The sequence below is a fragment of the Vogesella urethralis genome, from assembly GCF_007644045.2.
Taxonomy (GTDB): Bacteria; Pseudomonadota; Gammaproteobacteria; order Burkholderiales; family Chromobacteriaceae; genus Vogesella; species Vogesella urethralis.
Genome location: NZ_VMDW02000076.1, coordinates 1 through 26,644, shown reverse-complemented (window position 1 = coordinate 26,644; position 26,644 = coordinate 1). Strand labels below are relative to the sequence as shown.

Below are 26,644 nucleotides of genomic sequence, written 5' to 3'. Positions count from 1 at the left end.
ACCCTATGACTTCTTCCGTAGCCCAAGAAATCGGTCAGCAGCTGCGTGCAGCGCGAGAGGCGCAGGGCCTTAGCCTGCATGACGTGGCAGATCGCCTCAAATTGTCCTTGCGCCAGCTGGAAGCCATCGAGGCCGGTGATTTCAGCCGCCTGCCTGGCGCAACCTTCGTGCGCGGCTTTGTGCGCAATTACACCCGTTTTCTGGCGCTGGATGGTGCACCACTGATGACCTTGCTGGATCAGGTGTACCCGCCGCAGCCGGTAGATCGCGCCGAACCGCCTGCCCAGGCGGTGGCTGGCGGGCGTAGCCCGGCCCGCTTTGCCTGGTTGCTGCTGCCGCTGGCCCTGCTGGGCGCTTACCAGTGGTGGCAGTCGCAGCCGGCGGCCCCGGCTGACGCCGGTTTGGCGCCGATGCTGCATCAATCGGCCAGCGCCGCGGTGGCCAGCGCCCCGCAGACTACCGTGGCCAGCGTACCGGCCGCCGTGCCGGCCAGCCAGCCCGTAGTGGCGGTACCGGCGCCAGTTGCTGCGGCTGCCAGTGCTACTGCTGCCCCAGTGGTCGCCGCTGCCAAGTCGGCGTCAGCTCCGGTGTCGGCGCCGCAAGCCGCCGGCAGCAAGCAGCTGCGCCTGGTCGCCAGCGGTGACTCCTGGGTGTCGGTGGTGGACGCTACCGGCAAGCGCCTGGTGTTCGGCACCCTCGCGGCCGGTACCACCCGCGATGTGGCCGGCGTGCCGCCGTTCAAGCTCAAGATCGGCAACGCCCCAGCCATGGCGCTGAGCTATGAGGGTGCTGCCGTGGACCTGAAAGACAAGACCCGCGGCACCACCGCGAAACTGGAACTGAACTGATAGCAGATGGACGCAACGATCAAACGCCGTAAGACCCTGCAGGTAGCCGTCGGGCACGTGATGGTAGGGTCCGAGCACCCGGTAATGGTGCAGTCGATGACCAATACCGATACCACCGACGCAGTGGCTACCGCGCAGCAGGTTTTCGAGCTGGCGCAGGTCGGCTCCGAGGTGGTGCGCATTACCGTCAACAGCCCGGAAGCGGCAGCCCGCGTGGCCGAGATCCGCCAGCGGCTGGACGACATGGGCTGCAACGTGCCGCTGGTGGGCGATTTCCACTTCAACGGCGAGCGTTTGCTGAAGGACTATCCGGACTGCGCACGCGCGCTGGGCAAGTACCGTATCAACCCCGGTAATGTCGGCAAAGGCGCCAAAGGCGACGAGAAGTTCGCCTACATGATCCGCGCCGCCGCCGAGTACGGCAAACCGGTGCGCATCGGCGTCAACTGGGGCAGCCTGGACCAGGCGCTGCTGGCGCGCATGCTGGACATGAACAGCCGTGCGGCCAACCCGCAGCCGCTGGAAGTGGTGATGCGCGAGGCGCTGATTACCTCGGCGCTGGAATCGGCCGACAAGGCGATGGAGCTGGGTTTGCCGGCCAACCAGATCCTGCTGTCGTGCAAGGTCAGCAACGTACAGGACCTGATCACCGTTTACCGCGATCTGGGCAGCCGCTGCGCGTTTCCGCTGCACCTGGGGCTGACCGAGGCCGGCATGGGCAGCAAGGGCATCGTGGCGTCCAGCGCGGCGCTGGCAGTGCTGCTGCAGGAAGGCATCGGCGACACCATCCGCATCTCGCTGACCCCGCAACCGGGCGAGGCGCGTACCAAGGAAGTGGTGGTGGCGCAAGAGCTGCTGCAAACCATGGGCCTGCGTTCGTTCACGCCGCTGGTTACTGCCTGTCCGGGCTGTGGCCGCACCACCAGCACGTTCTTCCAGGAGCTGGCCGACAGCATCCAGACCTTCCTGCGCGAGCAGATGCCGGTGTGGCGCCTGCAGTACCCGGGCGTGGAAGATATGAAAGTGGCGGTGATGGGCTGTGTGGTCAACGGCCCGGGCGAGTCCAAACTGGCCGATATCGGCATCAGCCTGCCCGGTACCGGCGAAGTGCCGGTGGCGCCGGTCTATGTCGATGGCCAGAAAGACGTTACCCTGAAGGGCGACAACATTGCACAGGATTTCCGCGCCATCGTGGAAAACTACGTGCAGACCCGTTACGGTGAGGGTGGTGCCAAGCGTCGCGAAGGGGTGACGCGTACCATCCCCATCCGCCAGCTTTGAGGTGTGGCGGCCAACCTTGGCCGCCGCCTGCGTGATTTAGCGAAAGAATCGATAACAATGGCTCAGAAAATCCAGGCTGTCCGCGGCATGAACGATGTGCTGCCGGCAGAGTCGCAACAGTGGGAATACTTCGAGAACATCCTGCGCGGCTGGCTGCATGACTACGGCTACGCCAACATCCGTACCCCCATCGTGGAGCCGACGCCCTTGTTTGTGCGCTCCATCGGCGAGGTAACCGATATCGTCGAGAAGGAAATGTATTCCTTCGAAGACAAACTCAACGGCGACCCGCTGACGCTGCGCCCCGAAGGCACGGCCGGTACCCTGCGTGCCGTGGTAGAGCACAACCTGCTGTACAACACCACGCAGAAGCTGTGGTACATGGGCCCGATGTACCGTCACGAGCGCCCGCAAAAAGGCCGCTACCGCCAGTTCCACCAGATTGGTGTGGAAGCACTGGGCATGGCCGGCCCGGATATCGACGCCGAAATCATTGCCATGACTGCCGACCTGTGGCGCCGCCTGGGCCTGGCCGACTGCGTACAGCTGGAAATCAACTCGCTGGGCAACAAGGAAGAGCGTGCAGCACATCGTGAAGCGCTGATCGCTTACCTGGAAAAGCACGTCGACATCCTGGACGAAGACGGCAAGCGCCGCCTGTACAGCAACCCGCTGCGCGTGCTGGATACCAAAAACCCCGCCCTGCAGGAGATGGCCAACAACGCGCCGCGTCTGGCCGATTACCTGGGTGAGGTTTCGCGCGCACACTACGAAGGCTGGAAAGCCACCATCAGCGCGCTGGGCATCCCGTTTGTGGAAAACCCGCGTCTGGTGCGCGGCCTCGATTACTACAACCTGTCGGTATTCGAGTGGGTCACCACCGAGCTGGGCGCGCAAGGCACGGTGTGTGCCGGCGGCCGCTACGACGGCCTGATCGAGCAGCTGGGCGGCAAGCCGGCGCCGGGTATCGGCTTTGGCATGGGCATGGAGCGCGTGCTGCTGTTGCTGGCCGAGAAAAACCTGCTGCCCGCCCGTCGCGGCGTAGACGTGTTCATCGTCAACCAGGGCGCCGGTGCGGCTGCCTATGCCATGCAACTGGCCCAGGCGCTGCGCGCTGCCGGCCACAGCGTGGTGCAGAACATGGGTGATGGCAGCTTCAAGTCGCAAATGAAAAAGGCCGATGGCAGCGGCGCCGCCGTGGCGCTGATCATCGGCGAGAACGAAGTGGCCAGTGCGCAAGTGGTGGTGAAACCGCTGCGCGCCGACGCCACCCAGGAAACCGTGGCCGCTGCCGACGTGGTGGCTGCCGTTTCCCGCTTCAAGTCTTGATAACAAGGGGGCCGCATGGCTTACGACCTGCAGGAACAGGAACAGATTGACGCGCTCAAGGGTTTTTGGGCGCAGTGGGGCAAACTGATTGGTGGTGCCGTGCTGGCCGTATCGCTGGGCTTCATCGGCTTCAAAGGCTGGCAGTACTACCAGCGCACCCAGGCGGAAAACGCCGCCGTGGTGTACGGTCAGCTCGAGCCGGCGCTGCAGGCAGGTGACCTGGCGAAGGCCAAGGGCGTGCTGGCGGCGCTGCAGAAGGATTTTGCCGGCTCCGCCTACGCGGCCAACGCTTCCTTGCTGGTGGCCAAGCTGGCGTTCGACAAGAATGAACTGGGCTTTGCCCGCACCCAGCTGAAGTGGGTGATCGAGCACGCCGGCAAGGATGAAACCCTGCAGGCGGTCGCCCGTCTGCGCCTGGCCAGCGTGCTGCTGGACGAGAAACAGTACGATGCGGCGCTGGCCGAGCTGGCGATGGCGCATCCTGCCACCTTCGACGCCATGTTCCTCGACCTGAAGGCCGATGTCCTGGTAGCGCGTGGTGATATCGGCGGCGCCCGCGAAGCTTACAAGGCGGCGCTGGCCAAGTCGGCACCCGAGGCCCAGGTGCGCGAATTCATCCAGGCCAAACTCGACTCGCTGGGGAGCTGATCATGATGCGCCGACTGCTGCTGTGTGCTGTACTGCTGCCGGCCCTGGGGGGCTGCGCTTCCTGGTTTGAAGGCAGTGTTGCCTACGAACCGACCCCGCTGAAGCCGCTGCAGGCTTCGTCTGGCCCGCGCGTGCTGTGGCAGGCCGGCGTGCCGGCCGGCGAGCGCGGCCTGTTTACCCCGTATCTGGACGACGGCCGCCTGTGGGTGGCCGGCAGTAACGGCAAGGTACAGCAGCTGGACGCGCAAAGTGGCCGCGTGCTGTCCAGCCTCGACCTGAAACAGCCGCTGGTATCCGGCATTGCTGCTGATGCAGGCATGCTGTTTGTTGGTAGTGATCGCGGCGAGCTGCTGGCGGTGAGTGCTGCCGACGGCAAACTGGTGTGGAAGCAGACACTGACCAGCCTGCTGGCCGAAGCGCCGCAGCTGGCCGACAAGGTGCTGATCGTACGTGCGGCCGACGGCCGTGTGTCCGGCTTTGACACCCAGTCCGGGCGCCAGGTATGGACGCAGTGGCAAACGCAGCCGGCGTTGACCGTGCGCGCCACCACGCCGCAAATCCGCGTCGAAGGCAGCGATGTACTGCTGGTTGGTGAAGCGGCAGGCAAGATCTCTGCCTATGCTGCAGAACGTGGCGAGCTGTTGTGGCAGGCCACGGTGGCGGCTTCGCGCGGTGCCAGCGAGCTGGAACGCGTGACCGATGTGGTGAGCCAGCCGATGTTTGATGGTCGCCGCGTTTGCGCGGTGGCTTACCAGGGCCGGGTGGCCTGCTACGAAGCCCGCGGCGGCCAACAGCTGTGGGCGCGTGATCTGGGTAGCAGCCGTGGTTTGTATTCGGATGGCAAGACGGTGTTTGTCACCGCCGATGATGGCGTGGTGTGGGCGTACGATGCCGACTCCGGCCGCAACCTGTGGAAACAGGATGACTTGCGCTACCGCAACGTCACCGCCCCGGTCAAACTGGGCGATAACCTGCTGGTAATTGATGGTGAAGGCTATGCACATCTGCTTTCATCGCTTGATGGACGTATCGTTGGCCGCAGCAGCCTGAAAGTAAACGGTACGCTGAGCCGCCCGCTGCTTGCCGGCGACGTGGCTTACGTACTGGATGCCGAAGGCCGACTGGCTGCGCTGACCAAGTAAGTAGTACACAATGAAACCGACTATTGCCCTGGTGGGCCGCCCCAATGTGGGCAAATCAACCCTGTTCAACCGCCTGACCCGCTCGCGCGATGCGCTGGTGGCCGACCAGCCGGGTCTGACCCGCGATCGTCACTACGGCCACGGCCGCGGTGCCAGCAAGCCTTACCTGGTGGTAGACACCGGTGGTTTCGAGCCGGTGGTGGACGAGGGCATCCTGTTCGAGATGGCCAAGCAGACGCTGCAGGCTGTGGACGAGGCCGATGCCATCATTTTCCTGGTGGACGGTCGTGTCGGCATTACGCCGCAGGACAAGATCATCGCCAACCGCTTGCGCCAGTCCAACCAGCCCGTGTTCCTGGCCGTGAACAAGGCCGAAGGCGTCAACAGCGCGATTGCTGCAGCCGAGTTCCACGAGCTGGCACTGGGCGAGCCGATGGCGATCTCCGCATCGCACGGTGACGGCGTGCGCGAGCTGGTCGAGCTGGTGCTGGAAGGCTTCCCGGATGCCGAGGAAGAAGAGAAAGCCCATCACCCGAAATTCGTGGTGATCGGTCGCCCCAACGTGGGCAAGTCCACGCTGGTGAACGCCGTACTGGGTGAAGACCGTGTTATCGCCTTCGACCAGGCGGGTACCACGCGCGACAGCATCTATATTGATTTCGAGCGCGATGGCCGCAAATACACCATTATCGATACCGCAGGCGTGCGCCGTCGTGGCAAGGTGAACGAGGCCATCGAGAAGTTCTCGGTGATCAAGACCATGCAGGCGGTGGAAGACGCCAACGTGGCGGTGCTGGTGCTGGACGCGCAGCTCGATATTTCCGAACAGGATGCGACCATTGCCGGTTTCGCGCTGGAAGCAGGCCGTGCGCTGGTGGTGGCAGTGAATAAATGGGAAGACCTGGAACTGCACCAGAAAGACACCATCAAACGTGACATCCTGCGCAAGCTGGGCTTCCTGGACTTCGCCAAGTTCCACTACATTTCGGCTTTGCAAGGCCGTGGTGTCGGCGAGTTGTTCAAATCTATTGATGAAGCGTACAAGGCGGCCATGAGCAAGCTGCCGACGCCGAAGCTGACCCGCATCCTGCAGGTGGCCACCGAGCGTCAGCAACCGCCGCGCGCCGGCCAGGTACGGCCCAAGCTGCGCTACGCGCACCAGGGCGGCATGAACCCGCCGATCATCGTGATTCACGGTAACGCGCTGGACAAGATTCCGGATAGCTACACCCGTTATCTGGAAGGCATGTTCCGCAAGGCTTTCCACCTGCAAGGCACGCCGTTGCGGGTACAATACAAGTCGAACAGCAACCCGTTTGAGGTCGAAGCGACAGGTACCAAGGTAAGTTTGCTACGCCACAAGGGGTTCAAATAGTCTGCTGGAATTTTTTATGCTAAAAAGACTTTTAGCACCAGCCCGCATGTACTGAATTACAAAAACTGCATCGAATCGGAGAACAAAAATGAGCGCCAAAGGGCAAATGTTACAAGACCCGTTTCTGAATATCCTGCGCAAGGAGCACGTGCCGGTATCCATTTACCTGGTAAACGGCATCAAGCTGCAGGGTCAGATCGAGTCCTTTGACCAGTACGTCGTGTTGCTGAAAAACACGGTTACCCAGATGGTGTACAAACACGCCATCTCCACCGTGGTTCCTGCCCGCCCAGTGAACATTCCGCACGAGCACCACGGTGCCAAGTCGGATTCGCAAGACGCGTAATTCCTGCTGTTAGCCCAAGGCTGGCCGGCGTATGCCGGTCAGCCTTCTTTATTGAAAGTCCGCGTGTGTTTGATCGTCCCGACTTAGGTGACCAAGCAGTACTGGTGTGTCTCGATTTTGGCGAGGCCGATTATGAAGATGGCGTCAGCGAGTGCCTGGAGTTGGTCAAGGGGGCCGGCGTCAGTGTCACCGGCGTGATCCGTGGTAAGCGCCAGCGCCCGGACGCTGCCCTGTTTGCCGGCAAGGGCAAGGTAGAAGAAATCGCCATGCTGGTGCGTGCCACCGACGCCAACGTGGTGATCTTCAACCACGCTCTTGGCCCCGGTCAGGAGCGTAACCTCGAACGTGCATTGCAGTGCCGTGTCATCGACCGCGTCACGCTGATTCTGGACATCTTTGCGCAGCGCGCACGCAGCCATGAAGGCAAGCTGCAGGTGGAACTGGCCCAGCTCAGCCACATGTCCACCCGGTTGGTGCGCGGCTGGACCCACCTGGAGCGGCAAAAGGGCGGTGTCGGCCTGCGCGGCCCGGGCGAGACGCAGCTGGAAACCGACCGTCGCTTGCTGGGCAACCGCGTCAAGGCGTTGAAAGACCGCCTGGCTGTGGTGCAGAAACAGCGCAAGACCCAGCGCCGTAGCCGTGACCGTTCCGGCTTGCCATCGGTCTCCATTGTCGGCTATACCAATGCCGGCAAGTCCACCTTGTTCAATGCGCTGACCAAGGCCGGTGCCTACGCGGCAGACCAGCTCTTTGCCACGCTCGACACCACCAGCCGCCGTTTGTACATCAACCAGGACGTGTCCATCGTGCTGTCCGATACCGTGGGTTTCATCCGCGATTTGCCGCACTCGCTGGTGGCGTCGTTCCGTGCCACGCTGGAAGAAACCATTTCCGCCGACCTGCTGTTGCACGTGGTGGATGCGGCCAACCCGATGCGCGAGCGCCAGGTGGAAGAAGTGAACAAGGTATTGAAGGAAATCGGCGCCGAACACGTGCCGCAGTTGATGGTGTGGAACAAGACCGACCTGCGCGGTTTGCCGCCGGCCATCCTGCACGATGAGTTTGGCGATATCGAAGGCGTGCGCATCTCGGCGCTGAACGGCGCCGGTCTGGAACTCCTGCGCGAGGCCATTGCCGAACGGGCACTGGCAATCACTCAACCGACAATTTCAGAAGAAACCCAACGCGATGGCACAGAATGATGATAACCGCGGTCGTCGTCCCGACGACGGGCCGCCGGACCTTGAAGAGGTTTTTCGCCAACTGAACCAGAAGCTGTCCCGCTTGCTGGGCGGCAAGCCGCAACAACCGGGTAATGGCGGCAACGGTAACGGTTTCGGGGGCGGCAACGGCATGCCCAGTCAGCGAGGCATGGCCTTCGGCGCGGTCGGTATCGCGGCGGTGCTGGGTGGCCTGTGGCTGGCAAGCGGCTTTTACGTGGTGGATGCGCGCGAGCAAGGCGTGGTATTGCGCCTGGGCAGTTACGACCGCATTAGCGATTCCGGCTTGCAGTGGCACGCGCCTTACCCGTTCGAAAAGGTAGAGATCGTCAACCTGACCGAGCTGCGCAGCATTGAAGTGGGCTACCGCAACAACGCCAAAAACCGCGTGCTGGAAGAGTCGCTGATGCTCACCGAGGACCAGAACATCATCGATGTGCAACTGTCGGTGCAGTACGACATCAAGGACGCGCGTGAATTCCTGTTCAATAACCTGGCGCAGGAAGACGGTGCCCAGGACGTGGTGAAACAGGCCGCAGAAACCGCTATCCGTGAGGTGGTTGGCCGCAACAAGGTCGACTTCGTGCTGAACGAAGGCCGTGGCCAGATCGCGTCTGATACCCAGCGCGTGATGCAGCAGATTCTCGACCGCTACCGCATGGGCGTGCGCGTGGCCAAGGTCAACATCAACGATGTGCAGCCGCCGGAGCCGGTGATTGCAGCCTTTGACGACGCGGTGAAAGCCGGTCAGGACAAGGAAAAACTGCGCAATGAAGGCCTGGCTTACGCCAACGAAGTGGTGCCCAAGGCGCAAGGTCTGGCGTCGCGTCTGCTTGAAGAAGCAGAGGGCTACCGCCAGCGCGTTGTTTCTACTGCAGAAGGCGATGCTGCCCGCTTCCAGAGCGTGGTGGCCGAGTACAACAAAGCGCCGAAAGTGATGCGCGACCGACTGTACCTCGACATGATGCAGCAGGTGCTGAGCAATAGCAGCAAGGTGTACGTGGACCAGAAAAACGGTAACAACCTGCTGTACCTGCCGCTGGACAAGCTGATGCAACAGACCGCTGGCGACGCCCGTGCTGCCGATGCCAAGCCGGCCGCGCCGGCAGCAGAGGCCGCGCCCGCCAGCCCGGTACAGCCTAATAACAACGCACGGCCGCCGGTTGACCGCGACGTGATTCGCGGCCGCTAGGAGGACAGCCAGATGGAACGATTTTTCCCTGTAGTACTGGGTGTGGCCGGCGCGCTGCTGGTAGCGTCCGGCTCGCTGTACACCGTCGATCAGCGCCAGTTCGCCATGGTGTTCCAGTTCGGCGAAGTGGTGCGTGTGGTGAAGGAGCCTGGCATCCAGTTCAAGGTGCCATTCCTGCAGAACGTGCGCTATTTCGATCGCCGTATCCAGACCATCGACCCGGAAGCACCGGAGCTGTTCAACACCCGCGAAAAGAAAAACGTGCTGGTGGACAGTTTCGTGAAATGGCGGGTGCGTGACGTAGAGCAGTTCTACAAGAGCGTGGGCGGCAACGAAACCGTCGCCGTGCAACGTTTGCGCCAGACCATCAATGACGGCTTGCGCGCGCAGTTTGGTCAGCAGACTGTTGCGGACGTGATTTCCGGCAAACGCGACCAGGTGATGGAAGTGGTACGCCAGCGTGCCAATAGCGAGGCGCAGAAAATCGGCATGGAAGTGCTCGATGTGCGCTTAAAACGTGTCGATTTTCCGGATAAAATCAGCACCTCCGTTTACGAGCGGATGAACTCCGAACGTCGTACCGTGGCCAACCAGCTGCGTAGCGAAGGGTCTGCCGAAGCGGAACGTATCCGTGCCGACGCCGACCGCCAGCGCGAGGTGATCGTGGCGCAAGCGTACAGCAAAGCCCAGGCTATCAAGGGTGAGGGCGATGCCAAAGCGGCGGCCATCTACGCGCAGGCATACGGCAAGAATCCGGAGTTCTACGCCTTCTGGCGAAGCATGGAAGCGTACAAACAAACCTTCCGCAACAAGAGCGACGTGATGGTTCTGGACCCAAGTTCAGAATTCTTCAAGTATTTCAAGAATGCGCAACCGAAGCCACGCTGATAAAATGGTGTGACTTGCGACTGCCCGGCGGCTGCCGGGTTGCGATAAAAACAAGGCGGGATCGAGAATCCCGCCTTTTCTTGTGTGCAAAAAACAATGCGTAACTGGCTGTTGCCCGAACAAATTGCCGATATCCTGCCCGCTACCGCCCGTCAGGTAGAGAGCGCGAAAGCGGCCATGCTGGACCTTTTCCGCCTGTCCGGCTATGAACTGGTACTTCCGCCGCTGGTGGAGTACGCCGATGCCCTGGTTTCCAGCGACGACGCCTCGCTGGACCTGAAAACCTACAAGCTGGACGACCATCTGTCCGGCCGCCAACTGGGTCTGCGCGCCGATATCACGCCGCAGGTTGCCCGTATCGATGCCCACCTGCTGTCGTCCCGTACCGGTGTTACCCGCCTGTGTTACGCCGGTAGCGTGGTGCACGCCCGTCCGTCCGGCCTCACCAGCTCGCGCGAGCCGCTGCAAGTGGGGGCCGAGCTGTACGGTTACGCCGGTATCGAAGCCGACGTGGAGATCATCGGCCTGATGCTGGACGTCCTGCAGCAAGTGGGCGTGCAACACCTGCGTCTGGACGTTGGCCACATTGGTATCTTCCGTGGCCTGGCGGCTGCCGCCGGCTTGCCGGCCGAGCTGGGGCGCGAGCTGTTTGCCGCGCTGCAAGCCAAAGACGTGGCTACCATCGGCGAGATGGTCGCCGGCGTGGCCGAACCGTACCGTAGCGCCTTCCTGGCGCTGCCGGAGCTGTACGGCCCGGCCAGCGTGCTGGAAAAAGCGCGTACCCGCCTGCCGTCGCTGCCGGAAATCGAGCTGGCGCTGATGCAGCTGTCCGCCATTGCGGCCGCTGTTGGCGACCGTGTACAAGTCAGCTTCGACCTGGCCGAGTTGCGCGGCGACGCCTACCATACCGGCCTGATGTTTGCGGCCTACGCCCCGGGCTGGTCCGAGGCGCTGGCGCGTGGCGGCCGCTACGACAACGTTGGCCGCCGCTTTGGCCGCGCTCGTCCGGCCACCGGTTTTAGCCTGGATCTGCGTGATCTGGTGCGCATCCTGCCGCAAAAAGACAGCGTGCAGGGTATCAAATTGGCCGCACGCCTGCTGCCGCAGGCTGCCGAGCGCGTGCAGGCCCTGCGCGCCGCTGGCGAGCGGGTAATCATTGACTATCTGGGTGAATCTGCCGAGGCACTGGACTGCGACCGCGAACTGGTCCTGGTCGGTGGCGAATGGCAGCTGGTCCCGTTCAAGTAATTGTTTCTGAAGAGAAGAGGTTTTTCCAATGTCCAAGAATGTCGTGGTAATCGGTACCCAGTGGGGTGACGAGGGCAAGGGCAAGATTGTTGACTGGCTGACCGACCACGCGCGTGCCGTGGTTCGCTTCCAGGGCGGCCACAACGCTGGCCACACCCTGTGGGTGAACGGCAAGAAAACCGTGGTTCGCCTGGTACCGTCCGGCATCCTGCGCGATGGCGTGGACTGCTTCATCGGTAACGGTGTGGTGCTGTCCCCCGAAGCCCTGCTGAAGGAGATCGACGAGCTGGAAGCTGCTGGCGTGAACGCCTCGGCCCGCCTGAAGATCGCCGAAGGCTGCCCGCTGATCCTGCCGTACCACATTGCTCTGGACCAAGCGCGTGAAGCCGCCAAGGGTGACGCCAAGATCGGTACCACCGGTCGCGGTATCGGCCCGTGCTACGAAGACAAGGTGGCGCGTCGTGCGCTGAAGGTGATCGACCTGTTCGATACCGACCGCTTCGTGACCAAGCTGAAAGAAAACGTCGAGTACTACAACTTCCTGCTGACCAAGCTGTTCAATGCTCAGCCGGTAGATTTCGACACCATCCTGGCCGACACCATGAAGCAGGCCGAGCGCATCAAGCCGATGGTGGCTGACGTATCGCGCATCCTGCACGACCTGGACAAAGCCGGTGTGCCCATCCTGTTCGAAGGCGCGCAAGGCACGCTGCTGGACATCGACCACGGTACCTACCCGTACGTGACCTCGTCCAACTGTGTAGCCGGTGCGGCTGCGCCGGGCGCTGGTGTGGCCCCGCAGATGCTGAACTACGTGCTGGGTATCGTGAAGGGTTACGCCACCCGCGTGGGTTCCGGCCCGTTCCCGACCGAGCAGGAAAACGACATCGGTGCCTTCCTGGCCAAGCGTGGCAACGAGTTCGGTTCCGTTACCGGCCGTCCGCGTCGTTGTGGCTGGTTCGATGCTGCCGCACTGAAGCGTTCCATCCAGATCAACGGTGTGTCCGGTCTGTGCGTGATGAAACTGGACGTGATGGACGGCCTGGAAGAGATCCAGCTGTGCGTGGGCTACAAGCTCAACGGCGAAGTGATCGACATCCTGCCGTTCGGTTCCGACGCCGTTACCCGCTGCGAACCGATCTACGAAACCATGCCGGGCTGGAGCGAAAGCTCCGTCGGTGCCAAGCGTTGGGAAGACCTGCCGGCTAATGCCCAGGCCTACCTGAAGCGCATCGAAGAAGTCTGCGGCGCGCCGATCGACATCGTGTCTACCGGCCCGGATCGCGAAGAAACCATCGTACTGCGTCACCCGTTCGGCCTGTAACAGGCTGAAGTGCCGGCCAATGCCGGCTAGGTGCCAGCAAAAAGCCCGTCGCTTGCGACGGGCTTTTTTTCATGCGGCGCGGGGGAGGGCGGCCAAGCGGGCTATCAGCCCGCGCGCAGGCACTGGTAGACCAGTTCGGTACAAGGCTCGCCTTTGAAGTAAGCCGGTTGTTGCCTGGCCAGGCGGAAGCCGTTGCGGGTGAGGACGTTGATCGACGGGGCATTGCGCGCATCGCTTACCGCCTCAACCAGGGTGATGCTGGGGATGTCGAACAATAGCTGCAAGGCTAGCTGGACGGCGCGGCTGGCGTGGCCTTGGCCGTGATGCGCGTGGTGCAGGGTAAAGCCCAGCTCGGCATGCCTGGCGTCACGGCTGACGAAGAGCCCGATATCGCCGACCAGCATCGAGGATGGCGCGCTGGCAATGGCCAGCTGTACCCAGTGGCCGGCTTGCAGGTGGGATACCTGCTGCATCTGTACCAGGAAAGCGTCGGCTTCGGCGATCGACATCGGCTGCCAGCCCTGGTAGCGGGCCAGCACCGGGTTGCTGCGGTAGGCGTGGAAGCGAAGCAGATCAGCCACCTGCAACTGGCGCAGCTGGGTAGCGCCTAGCATGCAGGGGAGCGTCAGCAGCATTACAAGCCGGTACTCTGTACGCGGACTTTCTGGCCGGGTTGCAGGGTAGCCAGTTGTTCCGGGTTGTTCCAGCGCAGGATGTCGGTGTGGCTGACGCCGAACTTGCGCGCGATGCTGAACACGGTATCGCCGCGTTGTACGACGTAATCCACGCTGACGTTACCGGCCTGGCGGCTGAAGCTGGCCGGGCGCAGGGCGCTGCTGTCGGTGGCGCTGGCCGCGGGGGCGGCGGCGACATTGCTGCCGATCACTTTCAGCACCTGGCCCAGTTTGACGGTGTCGTCCACCAGGCTGTTGAGGTTGCGCAGGTCGGCTACCGTCATGCCGTAACGGCGCGAGATGTTGTACAGCGTATCGCCACTGGCCACTGTGTGCAGGCCGGCCGCCACGTTTACCACCTTGTCGGGGTTGCTGACCGGGATGTTGTCGCCCAGGGCGCCGGCGTTGTCACTGCGCAGTGCAACTTGGCGCAGCGGCTCGCTGCGGACTGTTTCGGTGCGGGCGACCTCAATCCGAACCGGCTCGGCCTTGACCGGTTCCGCGCGGATGATGTCTGGCTTGCTTTCATTGCGGGTGACGGCGATCGTTTCGCTGCGCGGTGCAGGGCGCGTGGCCGGTTGGCCTTCGCTGCGGGCCGGCTCGGCGCGTTGCAGCACGCGTTGCGGTGCGCTGTCGGCGCTGCGAACCACCTCGGCGCGCGCCGGCTCGTTGCGGGCCGGTGCGGCGGCAGGCGTAACTGCCTCCATCGGGCCACTGTTGGCTGCAAACGCCACCAGGGTAGCGGCTTCGGCCGGTTGGGCTGGTACGTCGGTGCTGTCCAGTGCTGGCGCCGGGGTGTTGCCGCGCAGCGCAACCAGTACCGGGCGCCCTGCCGGCAGCAAATTGCTGCCCTTGATGCTATTGGCGGTGATCAGTTCGTTGGGGTTCATGTCGAACTGGCTGGCCAGCTGGCTGGTGGTGGTGTCGCTGACCGGCACGTAGACCTGCCAGGTCAACAGCGGTTTGTCCCATTTGGCCAGATTGGTTTCAAATTTGTGCAGCTTGTTGGCCGGCAGCAGCATCTGGCGGCCGGGTTTGTGCGCGTACACCGGCAGGTTGAAGGCCGGGTTCAGTTCCTTGAATTCGGCGACCGAGATTTCCGCCAGCTTGGCGGCAACATCGATATTCATGTGGCGGCCGTTGCTGGTGGCCACAAAGGTGGGCTTGTTCGGGAACGCATCCAGCTTGAGGCCGAACTTTTCCGGTTCCAGCAGCAGGTTGCGCACGGCCAGTAGCTTGGGCACGTAGTTGCGTGTCTCGGCCGGCATCTGGATGTTTTCGTAGGTTTCCATTTCGCCACGGGCGCGAACCTTGGCGATGGCGCGCGACAGGTTGCCTTCACCCCAGTTGTACGCCGCCAGCGCCAGGCTCCAGTCGCCGAACATGGTGTACAGGTTTTGCAGATAGTCGAGCGCGGCGCGGGTGGATTCCATCACGTCGCGACGGCCGTCGTACCACCAGGTTTGCTCCAGACCGTACTGGCGGCCGGTGGCCGGCATGAACTGCCACAAGCCGGAGGCACCGACATGGGATTGCGCTCCCGGCACGAAGGCGCTTTCCACCACCGGCAGAAAGGCGATTTCGGTGGGCATGCCGCGGCGCTCGACTTCGTTCATGATATGGAACAGGTATTTGCGGCCCCGGTCCATGGTGCGCTTGAAGTAGGCGGCCTTGCCGGCGAAATTGCGCTCGTGGCGGCGCACCAGTTCCGGGTTGACCTCGGCCATCTGGAAGCCTTCGCGGGCGCGGGTCCAGACGCTGTCGCCGTTACGCAGTGCGGTGGCGTTCAGCAGCATCATGTCCAGGCCTGCCGACAGGCCATCGTCGACACTGCGGCCAGGCGTACTGGCAAACGGGCTGATGTCGTCCGCGTGCGCCAGCGAAGGCAGGGTAAGTGCGAGGGTGACCGACAATGCGAGCGGAGTGAGCTTTTTCATGGGCGGGGTCTGTTTTCTGTATCGGGCGATGCTACCACGGCTTTAACCGGCGGCAAGGGCTAAAGTTCGCCCAAGACCATGATTTTTGCTGATTTTTAGAGCGTTTCATGGTGCTTGGCTAGGGGAGTGTGACGCTTGTTTGATGATTTTGCCTAAAACTGGTTTTTCCAGCTGCGCAGTGTGGCAAAAATGTCCTCGTTGTCGGTCAGGTTTTGCCCGGCATGCAGGCTGGCGCTGCGGCCAACCTCTGGCATGGCCGTGCGCAAGAAGGGGTTGCTGGCCAGCTCTGCCGCCAGCGGAGTGGGCACGGTGGGCAGCCCTTGGGCACGGCGGGCGCTGTCGGCTGCCCGGCGCGCATGAATGGCGGCATTGCCCGGCTCTACCGCGGCAGCAAACGCCAGGTTGGACAGCGTATATTCGTGTGCCGGGTAGCACAGCGTTTCCGGCGGCAGGGTGGCCAAGCGTTGCAGCGAGTGGAACAGTTGCGCGATGCTGCCGTCGAACACGCGGCCACAGCCGGCGCCAAACAGGGTATCGCCGCAGAACAGGTGTTGCCCGGCCAGGTAGGCCAGGTGGTTGGCGGTGTGACCGGGGATGGCCCATACCTGCACCGTGCTGCCAAAAGCCGTCAGCGTATCGCCTTCGCCCACCGCTTGTGTCACGCCGCTGACGCCAGCCGGGCCGAACACGGGCAGGCCGGGAAAGTGGCTGCCAAGCTGTGGCAGGCCGCCGATGTGGTCGGCGTGGTGGTGGGTGATCCACACCGCCGACAGGGCAAGTTGCTGTTGTGCAAGAAAGGCCAGCAACGGTGTTGCGTCACCCGGATCGACGGCGATGGCGCGGCTTTGGTCGTGCAAAACCCAGATATAATTGTCACTGAACGCGCTTACTGCGCTGAGGCGAAACAGGTCGGCCATGATGTGTCCCGAAACGATGGAAGAGTTTGCAGACTGGCTGTCCAGCACCGAACTGGGCCACGATCTGCTGTGCCGCGAGCAGGCTTTTTTCGACGCCGCCGTGGCGGATATCTTCGGCTTTCGCGCCGTGCAGCTGGGGCTGAGCGATTATGACTTCCTCGCCTGTAGCCGCATTCCCTGGCACGGTTACGCCGGTATGGATGGCGAACCGGACGTGGTGTGCGACCCGGCGTATCTGCCGTTCGACAGTAAAAGCCTGGACCTGCTGCTGATGCCGCATGCGCTGGATTTTACCAGCGAGCCGCACCAGGTGTTGCGCGAAGCCGAGCGTGTGCTGCTGCCGGAAGGGCGGCTGGTCATCACCGGTTTCAACCCGTTCTCGCTGTGGGGGCTGTGCCGCCTGGCGCGCCGCCGCAGCGAGGCGCCGTGGAACGGCAATTTCGTGTCCTTGCCCCGGGTGAAAGACTGGCTGCAATTGCTGCAGCTCGAAGCCACGAGCTGCCAGTTCATGGCATACTCGCCCCCTTTCGCGCGCCGCGACTGGCTGGCGCGGTGTGGCTTTCTGGAGCAGGCCGGCAGTTACTGTTGGCCGCAACTGGCCGCCGTATACGCCATCGTGGCTGTCAAGCGCCAGCGTGGCATGCGCCTTATTCTGCCGCGCTGGCAGCGGGCACGGCCGGCGAGGGCGCTGGTCGCCGCCGGCAACGAACGCCATCTTCTCAACCGAACGCAAGGTGACAAGACAAACGATGAGTGACGACGCAATCGTCGAGATTTACCCCGACGGCGCCTGCAAGGGCAACCCCGGCCCCGGCGGCTGGGGCGTGCTGCTGCGCTACAAGGGCCAGGAAAAGGAACTGTGCGGTGGCGAACACGGTACCACCAACAACCGTATGGAGCTGATGGCCGTTATCCAGGGCCTGCAGCTGCTGAAGCGCCCCTGTCACATCGTGGTGTATACCGATTCGCAGTACGTGCAGAAGGGCATTTCGGAGTGGATTCACGGCTGGAAAGCCCGCGGCTGGAAAACCGCCAGCAAGGAACCCGTGAAAAATGCCGACCTGTGGCAGCAACTGGATGCGCTGCGCAACCAGCACCCGCATGTGGAGTGGCGCTGGGTAAAAGGCCACGCCGGTCATGAATTCAATGAACGCGCCGACCAGCTGGCCAACGCCGGCGTCGACAGTCTGCGCGGCTAGGTAGCTTCCCATGCGTCAGATCATCCTCGATACCGAAACCACCGGCCTGGACCCGAACCAGGGCCACCGCATCATCGAATTTGCCGGTCTGGAAATGGAAGACCGCAAGCTCACCGGCCGCAGCCTGCACCTGTACATCCACCCGGAACGCGACATCGACCCCGACGCCGAGCGCGTGCACGGTATTTCGCTGGCCAGCCTGGAAGGCAAGCCGCGCTTTGCCGAGGTGGCGCAGCAACTGGTGGATTTCATCGCCGGCGCCGAGCTGATCATCCACAATGCCCCGTTCGACGTGGGCTTCATGGACGCCGAATTCCGTCGCGTCGGTCTCGCGCCGGTAGCCAAGACCTGCGGCGGCGTTATCGACACGCTGGCGATGGCGCGCGACAACTTTCCGGGCAAGCGCAACAGCCTGGACGCGCTGTGTGACCGTTTCGAGATCGACCGCAGCAACCGTACCTACCACGGCGCGCTGATCGACTGCGAACTGCTGGCCGAAGTCTACCTGTGGATGACGCGCGGCCAGGACAGCCTGCTGATGGACGCCGGCAGCGACGACAGCGCCAGCGCCGGCAGCAGCGTGCGTATGGCCTTCGAGCGCAAGCCGCTGGCCGTGCTGCAGCCCAGCGCCGACGAACTGGCCGAGCACCAGGCCTACCTCGATACGCTGGACAAAAGCGTGAAAGGTACCTGCCTGTGGCGCGCCATCGAAAACCCGCCGCCGGCGGAGCCCGCGGCATGAGCCGCCGTATCGCGCTGATTCCGGCGGCCGGTCACGGCAGCCGTTTCGGTTCGGCCACCCCCAAGCAATACCTGCTGCTGAATGGCCGCCCGTTGCTGGCGCACACGCTGGACGTGCTGTGCGGCTGTGCCGGCATCGACGACGTGGCCGTGGTGATCTCGCCCGGCGACGAATGGTTCGATGGTTTTGCCTGGCCCGGGCGCGTGCAAGTGCTGCGCGTGGGCGGCGCCAGCCGTGCCGAAAGCGTGGCCAACGGCCTGGCGGCGCTGGCCGCCGACGAAGACGACTGGGTGCTGGTGCACGACGCCGCGCGCTGCTGCCTCAGCCCGGACGCGCTGCAGCGCCTGCTGGACGACGTGGGCGACGACGCCATCGGCGGCATTCTGGCGCAGCCGGTGGCCGATACCGTCAAGCAGGGCAAGGTTGGCCGCATTGCCGCTACCGTGCCACGCGATGGTCTGTGGCTGGCGCAAACGCCACAGATGTTCCGTGCCGGCCTGTTGGCCGAGGCGCTACAGGACGCGGCCAACCCGGCCATCACCGACGAGGCTTCTGCCATTGAATTGCTGGGCCATGCGCCGCGGCTGGTGGTGGGGGAGGCCCAGAATTTCAAGGTAACCTGGCCGGGAGACCTGGCGCTGGCCGGCGCTATCCTCGCGGCCCGCAAAGGATTGCAAGCATGACGCCATTCCGCATCGGGCAGGGCTACGACGTCCACCGCCTGGTAGAAGGCCGCCCGCTGATACTGGGCGGCGTCACCATTCCGCACGACAAGGGCCTGCTCGGCCATTCCGACGCCGACGCCTTGCTGCACGCCATCACCGACGCGGTGCTGGGCGCGGCAGCGTTGGGCGATATCGGCCGCCACTTTCCCGATACCGACGCCGCGTTCAAGGGGGCCGACAGCGGCGTACTGCTGCAGGAAGCCATGCGCCGCGTGCGTGCCGCCGGCTGGCAACTGGTGAACGTGGACAGCACCATCATCGCGCAGGCGCCCAAGCTGGCGCCGCACATCGACGCCATCCGCGCCCGCATTGCCGCGCTGCTGGACATCGACGTGGCCTGCGTCAACGTGAAGGGCAAGACCAACGAAAAGCTCGGCTACCTTGGCCGTGCCGAAGCCATCGAAACCCAGGCCGTGTGCCTGCTGGTGCCGGCCAACTGATTCCCCATCCTGGAGTGACACTCATGGACCAGAACCAACTGAAACAACTGGTAGCCCAGGCTGCCGTGAAATTCGTGCCGGATGACTGCATCGTAGGCGTCGGCACCGGCAGCACCGTCAACTTCTTCATCGACGAGCTGGCCAAGATCAAGGGCCGCCTGAAAGGCGCCGTGTCCAGCTCCGAAGCCTCCACCCAGCGCCTGAAGCAACTGGGCATTCCGGTGTTCGACCTGAACACCGTCGGCCCGGACGAAGTGCCGGTGTACGTGGACGGCGCCGACGAGGTGAACCATCACCTGCACATGATCAAGGGTGGTGGCGCAGCGCTGACGCGCGAGAAAATCGTGGCTGCGGTGGCGCAGCAGTTCATCTGCATTGCCGACCAGAGCAAATACGTCGAGCTGATGGGCACCTTCCCGCTGCCGGTAGAAGTGATCCCGATGGCGCGCAGCCACGTGGCGCGCGAGCTGGTGAAGCTGGGCGGCCACCCGGAATGGCGCATGGGGGTGACCACCGACAACGGCAACATCATCCTGGACGTACACGGCTTGCAGATCGCCGAGCCGGTGCAGCTGGAAGAGAAAATCAACCAGATCGTCGGCGTGGTGACCAACGGCCTGTTTGCCCGCCGCCGTGCCGACGTGCTGCTGCTGGGTACGCCGGAAGGCGTGAAAGAGCTGCGCTAAGCGGCTATCGCGCGCAGCCGGCCTGTACACCCCGCCCGAGTGGCGGGGTTTTTCATGCCGCATGCCACACCCTGCGCACCGGCGGGGCACGCTGGCGCAGGTGGCGGTCACGATGCAACAAATCTGTCATCTGATCGCCATATCATGGACGGCTGGATCAATTACCGGACGAGATCGCCATGCCTGAACACATTTCCAAACAGTTTGACCTGGAGCTTGAAACCATCCGCACCCGCGTGCTGCAGATGGGCGGCCTGGTAGAGCAGCAGATCCGCGCGGCGATGGACGCGCTGCAGAACGGCGATGTCGACCGTCTGGACCAGGTGGTGGCCGACGATACCAAGGTCAACGCGCTGGAAGTGCAGATCGACGAAGACTGCCAGCACATCATCGCCCGTCGCCAGCCGGCCGCCAGCGACCTGCGCATGGTGATTACCGTGATCAAGACCATTACCGACCTGGAGCGCATTGGCGACGAGGCGCAGAAGATCGCCCGCGTTGGCCGCACCATGTACCAGACCGGGCGCTACCCGGCGCCGCGCTTCCGAGAGGCGGCCAAGATGGCCGAAGTGGCGCTGGCCATGCTGCACCGCTCGCTGGACGCGTTTGCCCGTCTGGACGCCACGGCCGCCGTGGAGCTGGCCGAGCAGGACGTGCTGCTGGACCAGGACTACGCGTCCGAGCTGCGTGCGCAGATTACCTTCATGATGGAAGACCCGCGCACCATCAGCATGTCCATCGATACCATGTTCATCTGCAAGGCCATCGAGCGCATCGGCGACCACGCCAAGAACATTTCCGAGTACGTGGTGTACCTGGTGCGCGGCAAGGACATCCGCCATACCTCGCTGGAAGACAAGAAACGCGAGTCCATGGGTGGCCCGGCAACGCAATAAGCATGGCAAGCCGGCGCCAGCGGCGGTAACATTCCACCTTGCCGCCTGACGCCGGCCCGCCTTGCAGCGCCGTGTGTCGTAATGGGGCCCATTGCTGTCACTTTACTCCGGGGTGTTGCCGGAGCAGGCCCTGTCGACGGGGCAGGCAGCCAGCGGCGGTAACTGTACGGTTACCGCCGTTTTTTATTGACCAACTGAACATGAAAGAAGGGGTGACATTTGAGCTCCGTTAAGCCCCCGTTTGACGTCCTGGCTACCGTGGACATGGGGTCCAACAGCTTCCGGCTGCAGATCTCCCGCGTGATGGACGACCAGCTGTATACCCTCGATTCGCTGAAAGACACCGTGCGCTTGGGCGGTGGCTTGCAAGAAGACAAGACGCTGGACCAGGAAACCCTGCAGCGCGCGCTGGCCTGCATGGCCCGCTTTGGCGAACGCCTGCGCGGCCTGGACCCGAAGCAGGTGCGCGTGGTAGGCACCAATACGCTGCGCGTGGCCAAGAATGCGCCCCAATTCATCGTGGAAGCCGAGCGCCTGCTGGGCTTCCCCATCGAAATCATCGCCGGCCGCGAAGAGGCCCGCCTGATCTACCTGGGCGCCGCGCACAGCCTGCCGGCTACCAAAGAACGCCGCCTGGTGGTGGACATTGGCGGCGGCTCTACCGAGTTCATCATCGGTAGCGGCTACAAGGCTCACGTTACCGAAAGCCTGCCGCTGGGTTGCGTGGTGTTCAGCAAGCGCTTTTTTGTGGATGGCAAGATCAGCAAGGGGGCCTTCCGCGAGGCCGAGCTGGCCGCCCGCAACGAAATCCAGCGCATCGTGCACGAATACCCGGCCAGCGAATGGCAACTGGCGGTGGGCACCTCCGGTACTGCCCGCTCGCTGCGCGACATCATGGAGCAGAACGGCTGGAGCGGCGGTGAGATCACCCTGCGCGGCATGAAGCGCCTGCGCGACGAGCTGATCGCCTGCGGTCACACCCGCGATATCCGCATCCTGGGCCTGAAAGACGACCGCGCACCGGTGCTGCCGGGTGGTCTGGCCATCATGATCGCCATTTTCGAGTCGCTGGCCATCGAGCAGATGATCGTCACCGACGGCGCGCTGCGCGACGGTGTGCTGTACGACCTGCTGGGCCGCCAGCGTGAAAAAGACATGCGCGACTCGACCGTCACCCAGTTCAAGCGCCGTTACCACGTGGACGTGCCGCAGGCGCAGCGTGTCGCTGCCCTGGCCGAGCGCCTGTTCCGCATGGTGTCGGCCGACGCGCTGGACGAAGACATGCTCAAGCGCGTGCTGTGGGCGGCGCGGCTGCATGAAATCGGCCTCACCATCGCGCACACTGCTTACCACAAGCATTCGGCGTACATCCTCACCAACGCCGACATGCCGGGCTTCTCGCGCCGCGAGCAGAGCGTGCTGGCAGCCATCGTGCTGGGCCATCGTGGCGATATGGGCAAGATGGTCAAAGAAGTGACTGACCCGGCCCTGTGGCCGGCGGTACTGTCGCTGCGATTGGCCGCACTGTTCTACCGCAGCCGCAACGAGCTGGACATCAACGCCGTGCACGGCCTGACGCAGACCATGAACGGTTACGCGCTGACCGTGGGCAAAGACTGGCTGGCGGCTAACCCGCTGACTACAGCGGCGTTCCGCCAGGAAATCGCGCAGTGGAAAGCTATCGGCGTGGCGCTGGAGCTGCGCGGCGACTAAGCGGCGGCAAGGCCCGGACATCGCCAGGCTGCCTTCCGGGCGGCCGCAATAAATGACAAAGCCTGTTTGCCACGCAAACAGGCTTTGTCTTGTAAACAGCAAGGCCGCGGCTGCCCGCGCTTTCGGTGGCGAAAGCCCCGGCCGGTACCTTCTACTGCAGCCTTGCCCGGTTGGGAGACCCCGTATGAACCCGCACGCAGCCGTGGCAGACACCGTCACCAGCAGTATCTCGCTGGTGGAATACAGCCGCGACGACTATCGCGAAACCCGCTTCGACAGCGTGGCCGCCGGCCTCGCTTACCAGCCGGTGCTGCCCAACCTGTGGCTGAACGTGTACGGCCTGACCGACCCGGCCGCGCTGCAGGCCATCGGCCAGCGCTTCGGTCTGCACCCGCTGGTGTTGGAAGACATCGCCAGCGTGCGGCAGCGGCCCAAAGTAGACGACTACGGTAACTACCTGTTCATCGCCACCCGCGTGTATCGCTACCAGGACGAAGGCCAGCGTCTGGTACACGACCAGGTGTTTCTGGTGCTGGGGCAGGGCTTCGTGCTGAGCTTCCAGACCCGGCCGCTGGGCGTATTTGCCGCGCTGCGCGAGCGGCTACAGGCTGGCCGTGGCCTGGTGCGGCAGCTGGGTGCCGATTACCTGGGTTATTCGCTGCTGGACGCCATCATCGACGATTACTTTGGCGTGCTGGACCAGTTCAACGCGCGGGTAGAAGACCTGGACCGCCAGGTGCTGGGCGGCCACGACCGCTTCATCCTGGCGCGCATCCAGCGCCAGAAGCAGGACGCCATGCGCCTGCGCCGCGCCCTGGTGCCGCTGCGCGAGGTACTCAACACGCTGGTGCGTGGCGATTACGACTTTTTCCAGCGCGATACGCTGGTCTACCTGCGCGACGCCTTCGACCACACCCTGCACCTGATCGAGTCGCTGGAAGCGGCGCGCGAAGTCATTTCCGGCATGCTGGACCTGTACATGTCGGCGCAATCGAACCGGCTGAACGTGCAGATGCGGGTGCTGACCGTCATCACCATCATCTTCATGCCACTGACGCTGATTGCCGGTATCTACGGCATGAATTTCGACAATATGCCCGAGCTGCACTGGCACTACGGTTACTTCTACGTGATGGGGCTGATGCTGGCCATCGCGCTGGGCCTGCTGCTGGTGTTCTGGCGCCGGCGCTGGTTATAGTGGCTTGTTTTATACCCCTGTGGGGTATACGATAAGGGCGTCAGTCAACCGGTAACACCCGATGAATACCGCCCGTTTACACTTGCCCGTCAGCGGCATGAGCTGCGCCGCCTGCGCGCTGCGCATCGAAAAAGTGCTGAACCGTCTGCCCGGCGTGGCCGCCAGCGTCAGCTTTGCCAGCGAAAGCGCCGACGTCGATTACGACCCGGCGCAAGCCGGCCCGCAGCAGGTGCTGGACGCCATCGCGCGCGCCGGCTTTGCCGTGCCGGACGCGGTGCTGACGCTGGCGCTGACCGGCATGAGCTGCGCCGCCTGCGGCCAACGTATCGAGAAGGTGCTAAACCGGCAGCCCGGCGTGCAGGCCAGCGTCAATATGGCCAGCGAAACCGCACAGCTGCGCTTTGCCAGCGGCCTGTATACCCCCGAACAGCTGCTGGCGGTGGTGCAGGGCGCCGGCTTTGGCGCCAGCGTGCTGGACGACGCCGCACCGGCCACACCGCAGCACGACGACCGCCGCGAGCTGGCCTGGTTCGCGCTGGCATTGCTGCTGACGCTACCGTTTATCGGCGAGATGGTGGCCATGTTCGGCGGCGGTCACCACGGCTGGTTACCCCGTGAATGGCAGCTGCTGCTATCGGCGCCAGTACAGTTCATCGTCGGCTGGCGTTTCTACCGTGGCGCTTACCACGCGCTGCGTAGCGGCGCGGCCAACATGGACGTACTGGTGGCACTGGGTACCAGCGTGGCGTGGTTGCTGTCGGCGTGGGTGACGTTGGCCGCCGACCACAGCCAGCACGTGTACTTCGAGGCCAGCGTGTCGGTGATCACGCTGGTGTTGCTGGGCAAGCTGCTGGAAAGCCGCGCCAAGCGCCGCACCGCCGGCGCTATCGAAGCGTTGCTGGCGCTGTCGCCCAAGACTGCTAATGTGGAACGCGACGGCCAGCTGCACGAGGTCGCCATTGGCAAGCTGCTGCCCGGTGACGTGGTGGTGCTGCGCCACGGCGAGCGGCTGGCAGTAGACGGCACCGTGCTGGCCGGCAGCGCGGTGCTGGACGAAAGCGCGCTCAGCGGCGAAAGCCTGCCGGTGGCGCGCGGCGAGGGCGATACCGTGTACGCCGGTACCCAGAACGCCGGCGGCATGCTGAAGGTGCGCGCCACCAGCGTCGGCCAGGCCACGCAGTTGGCCGCCATCGTGCGCGCCGTGGCACAGGCGCAGGGCAGCAAGGCGCCGATCCAGGCGCTGGCCGACCGCATTTCGGCCATCTTTGTGCCGGTGGTGCTGGCCATTGCCACGCTGACGCTACTAGCCACGGACTGGTGGCTGGGCGATTGGCAGCAGGCGCTGATTCACGCGGTGGCCGTGCTGGTGATTGCCTGCCCGTGCGCGCTAGGCCTGGCCACGCCCACTGCGGTGATGGTGGGCGTTGGTGTGGGCGCGCGGCGCGGCATGCTGTTCCGCCACGCCGCTGCCTTGCAGCACGCGGCCAACATCGACCTGCTGGTGGTGGACAAAACTGGCACCCTCACCGAAGGCAAGCCGCAGCTTACCGACATCATCCCGCTGGTCGACATCCAGCCCGACGCCGTGCTGACGCTTGCCGCCACGCTGGAGCAGGGCGCCGAGCACCCGCTGGCACAAGCCATCGTACAGGCCGCCGCCGCCCGCCAGCTGGTGTTGCCGCATCTGGCCGCGTTCGATAGCGAGATCGGCCACGGCGTATGTGGCCAGATTGCCGGCCAGGCCTACCGTTTGGGCGAGCCGCAATGGGCGCTGGGCCAGCTGCCGCCGCAGGCTGCCGCGCTGTACGCGCAGGGCAAGACCGTACTGGCGCTGGCCGCTGGTGATACGCCACTGGCCTTGCTGGCGCTGGCCGACCGTTTGCGGCCAACGTCGGCTGCAGCTGTTGCGGCTTTGCAGGCGCTGGGTGTGCAGGTGGTGATGCTCACCGGCGACAAGCAGGCCACCGCCGACGCCATCGCCGCCGAGGCCGGCATTACCGAGGTGCACGCCAGCCAGCGCCCGCAGGACAAGGCCGCCTATATCCAGCGCCAGCAAGCCGCTGGCCGCCGCGTGGCGATGGTGGGCGACGGCATCAACGACGCCCCGGCGCTGGCGGTAGCCGACGTCAGCTTTGCCATGGGCGCCGGTGCCGACATTGCTATCGATACCGCCGACGTCACGCTGATGTACGGCAACGTGCAGCATCTGGCCGACGCGCTGCGCCTGGCGCGCGCCACGCTGGGCAAGATCCGCCAGAACCTGTTCTTTGCTTTTGTCTACAACGTGCTGGGCATCCCGCTGGCCGCATTGGGCTTGCTCAACCCGGTGCTGGCCGGCGCGGCGATGGCGCTGAGTTCGGTGTCGGTGGTCAGCAACGCGCTGCTGTTACGGCGCTGGCGGTGAACCGCTTCGTAGCGGAGATGTAGGATGGGTGCAGCGCAGCGTAACCCATCAGTATGCTGCGATTGAGGTGATGGGTTATGGCGCAAGCGCCTGCACCCATCCTACGAGCTGGCGGTGAGCCACTTTGTAGCGGAGATGTAGGATGGGTGCAGCGCAGCGTAACCCATCAGTATGATGCGATTGAGGCGATGGGTTACGGCGCAAGCGCCTGCACCCATCCTACGAGCTGGCGGTGAGCCACTTTGTAGCGGAGATGTAGGATGGGTGCAGCG

General features: G+C 63.8%; 25 protein-coding genes. 22 read left to right on the top strand and 3 right to left on the bottom strand.

Annotated features, from left to right (window positions below; genetic code table 11):
- The first annotated feature begins 5 nt into the window (after positions 1 to 5).
- The 12 genes from FLQ03_RS08150 (at position 6) to FLQ03_RS08095 (ending at position 12,841) form a co-directional block, all read left to right on the top strand.
- On the top strand, positions 6 to 848 hold the full coding sequence (locus FLQ03_RS08150; protein WP_144372388.1) for a helix-turn-helix domain-containing protein: 843 nt from the start codon (positions 6 to 8) through the stop codon (positions 846 to 848).
- A 6-nt stretch (positions 849 to 854) separates the two neighbouring features.
- Positions 855 to 2,129: a flavodoxin-dependent (E)-4-hydroxy-3-methylbut-2-enyl-diphosphate synthase gene (ispG, locus tag FLQ03_RS08145; protein ID WP_144372387.1), complete on the top strand. Its 1,275-nt coding sequence runs from the start codon at positions 855 to 857 to the stop codon at positions 2,127 to 2,129.
- A 57-nt stretch (positions 2,130 to 2,186) separates the two neighbouring features.
- Positions 2,187 to 3,458, top strand: coding sequence for a histidine--tRNA ligase (gene hisS / locus FLQ03_RS08140; protein WP_144372386.1), 1,272 nt, complete (start codon positions 2,187 to 2,189; stop codon positions 3,456 to 3,458).
- A gap of 15 nt (positions 3,459 to 3,473) precedes the next feature.
- On the top strand, positions 3,474 to 4,106 hold the full coding sequence (locus tag FLQ03_RS08135) for a YfgM family protein (RefSeq protein ID WP_144372385.1): 633 nt from the start codon (positions 3,474 to 3,476) through the stop codon (positions 4,104 to 4,106).
- 2 nt (positions 4,107 to 4,108) lie between these two features.
- Positions 4,109 to 5,248, top strand: a complete 1,140-nt coding sequence (gene bamB / locus FLQ03_RS08130) for an outer membrane protein assembly factor BamB (protein WP_144372384.1) — start codon at positions 4,109 to 4,111, stop codon at positions 5,246 to 5,248.
- 10 nt (positions 5,249 to 5,258) lie between these two features.
- Entirely contained in the window at positions 5,259 to 6,623 is a 1,365-nt protein-coding gene (der, locus tag FLQ03_RS08125; RefSeq protein WP_144372383.1) for a ribosome biogenesis GTPase Der, read from the top strand.
- Between the two features lie 88 nt (positions 6,624 to 6,711).
- Positions 6,712 to 6,969, top strand: coding sequence for an RNA chaperone Hfq (gene hfq / locus FLQ03_RS08120; protein ID WP_017508502.1), 258 nt, complete (start codon positions 6,712 to 6,714; stop codon positions 6,967 to 6,969).
- Positions 6,970 to 7,034: 65 nt separating this feature from the next.
- Positions 7,035 to 8,171: a GTPase HflX gene (gene hflX, locus FLQ03_RS08115; RefSeq protein ID WP_144372382.1), complete on the top strand. Its 1,137-nt coding sequence runs from the start codon at positions 7,035 to 7,037 to the stop codon at positions 8,169 to 8,171.
- Positions 8,158 to 9,381: an FtsH protease activity modulator HflK gene (gene hflK / locus FLQ03_RS08110; RefSeq protein ID WP_144372381.1), complete on the top strand. Its 1,224-nt coding sequence runs from the start codon at positions 8,158 to 8,160 to the stop codon at positions 9,379 to 9,381. The genes hflX and hflK overlap by 14 nt, the downstream gene beginning before the upstream one ends.
- A gap of 12 nt (positions 9,382 to 9,393) precedes the next feature.
- Positions 9,394 to 10,269, top strand: coding sequence for a protease modulator HflC (gene hflC, locus FLQ03_RS08105; protein WP_144372380.1), 876 nt, complete (start codon positions 9,394 to 9,396; stop codon positions 10,267 to 10,269).
- Between the two features lie 96 nt (positions 10,270 to 10,365).
- A complete protein-coding gene (locus FLQ03_RS08100) occupies positions 10,366 to 11,517 on the top strand; it encodes an ATP phosphoribosyltransferase regulatory subunit (protein ID WP_144372379.1) in 1,152 nt (383 codons plus the stop codon).
- 28 nt (positions 11,518 to 11,545) lie between these two features.
- Entirely contained in the window at positions 11,546 to 12,841 is a 1,296-nt protein-coding gene (locus FLQ03_RS08095) for an adenylosuccinate synthase (RefSeq protein WP_144372378.1), read from the top strand.
- 104 nt (positions 12,842 to 12,945) lie between these two features.
- On the opposite strand, the gene FLQ03_RS08090 is transcribed toward FLQ03_RS08095, so the two are convergent.
- From FLQ03_RS08090 to gloB, 3 genes are all read right to left on the bottom strand, one after another.
- On the bottom strand, positions 12,946 to 13,476 hold the full coding sequence (locus tag FLQ03_RS08090; RefSeq protein WP_144372377.1) for a GNAT family N-acetyltransferase: 531 nt from the start codon (positions 13,474 to 13,476) through the stop codon (positions 12,946 to 12,948).
- Positions 13,476 to 15,452, bottom strand: a complete 1,977-nt coding sequence (locus tag FLQ03_RS08085; RefSeq protein WP_144372376.1) for a lytic transglycosylase — start codon at positions 15,450 to 15,452, stop codon at positions 13,476 to 13,478. The genes FLQ03_RS08090 and FLQ03_RS08085 overlap by 1 nt, the downstream gene beginning before the upstream one ends.
- Positions 15,453 to 15,604: 152 nt before the next feature.
- The gene (gloB, locus tag FLQ03_RS08080; RefSeq protein ID WP_338116358.1) at positions 15,605 to 16,369 is read right to left on the bottom strand and encodes a hydroxyacylglutathione hydrolase; all 765 of its coding nucleotides are present in this window, start codon (positions 16,367 to 16,369) and stop codon (positions 15,605 to 15,607) included.
- On the opposite strand from gloB, the gene FLQ03_RS08075 reads away from it, so the two are divergent.
- The 10 genes from FLQ03_RS08075 (at position 16,368) to FLQ03_RS08030 (ending at position 26,372) form a co-directional block, all read left to right on the top strand.
- Complete coding sequence (locus FLQ03_RS08075; RefSeq protein WP_144372375.1) at positions 16,368 to 17,126, top strand: class I SAM-dependent methyltransferase; 759 nt, start codon at positions 16,368 to 16,370, stop codon at positions 17,124 to 17,126. The two genes, gloB and FLQ03_RS08075, sit on opposite strands and share 2 nt — an antisense overlap.
- On the top strand, positions 17,119 to 17,568 hold the full coding sequence (rnhA, locus tag FLQ03_RS08070) for a ribonuclease HI (RefSeq protein ID WP_144372374.1): 450 nt from the start codon (positions 17,119 to 17,121) through the stop codon (positions 17,566 to 17,568). The genes FLQ03_RS08075 and rnhA overlap by 8 nt, the downstream gene beginning before the upstream one ends.
- A 10-nt stretch (positions 17,569 to 17,578) precedes the next feature.
- Positions 17,579 to 18,310, top strand: coding sequence for a DNA polymerase III subunit epsilon (dnaQ, locus tag FLQ03_RS08065; RefSeq protein ID WP_144372373.1), 732 nt, complete (start codon positions 17,579 to 17,581; stop codon positions 18,308 to 18,310).
- Complete coding sequence (gene ispD, locus FLQ03_RS08060) at positions 18,307 to 18,993, top strand: 2-C-methyl-D-erythritol 4-phosphate cytidylyltransferase (protein ID WP_144372372.1); 687 nt, start codon at positions 18,307 to 18,309, stop codon at positions 18,991 to 18,993. Before dnaQ ends, ispD begins: the two co-directional genes overlap by 4 nt.
- Positions 18,990 to 19,475, top strand: a complete 486-nt coding sequence (ispF, locus tag FLQ03_RS08055; RefSeq protein WP_144372371.1) for a 2-C-methyl-D-erythritol 2,4-cyclodiphosphate synthase — start codon at positions 18,990 to 18,992, stop codon at positions 19,473 to 19,475. The genes ispD and ispF overlap by 4 nt, the downstream gene beginning before the upstream one ends.
- A gap of 23 nt (positions 19,476 to 19,498) precedes the next feature.
- Entirely contained in the window at positions 19,499 to 20,161 is a 663-nt protein-coding gene (gene rpiA / locus FLQ03_RS08050; RefSeq protein ID WP_144372370.1) for a ribose-5-phosphate isomerase RpiA, read from the top strand.
- A gap of 179 nt (positions 20,162 to 20,340) precedes the next feature.
- A complete protein-coding gene (gene phoU, locus FLQ03_RS08045; RefSeq protein WP_144372369.1) occupies positions 20,341 to 21,057 on the top strand; it encodes a phosphate signaling complex protein PhoU in 717 nt (238 codons plus the stop codon).
- A 219-nt stretch (positions 21,058 to 21,276) separates the two neighbouring features.
- Positions 21,277 to 22,770, top strand: coding sequence for an exopolyphosphatase (gene ppx / locus FLQ03_RS08040; RefSeq protein ID WP_276607763.1), 1,494 nt, complete (start codon positions 21,277 to 21,279; stop codon positions 22,768 to 22,770).
- Positions 22,771 to 22,954: 184 nt separating this feature from the next.
- Positions 22,955 to 23,968, top strand: a complete 1,014-nt coding sequence (corA, locus tag FLQ03_RS08035; protein ID WP_144372368.1) for a magnesium/cobalt transporter CorA — start codon at positions 22,955 to 22,957, stop codon at positions 23,966 to 23,968.
- Between the two features lie 61 nt (positions 23,969 to 24,029).
- Positions 24,030 to 26,372, top strand: coding sequence for a heavy metal translocating P-type ATPase (locus tag FLQ03_RS08030; protein ID WP_144372367.1), 2,343 nt, complete (start codon positions 24,030 to 24,032; stop codon positions 26,370 to 26,372).
- The last annotated feature ends 272 nt before the right edge of the window (positions 26,373 to 26,644 follow it).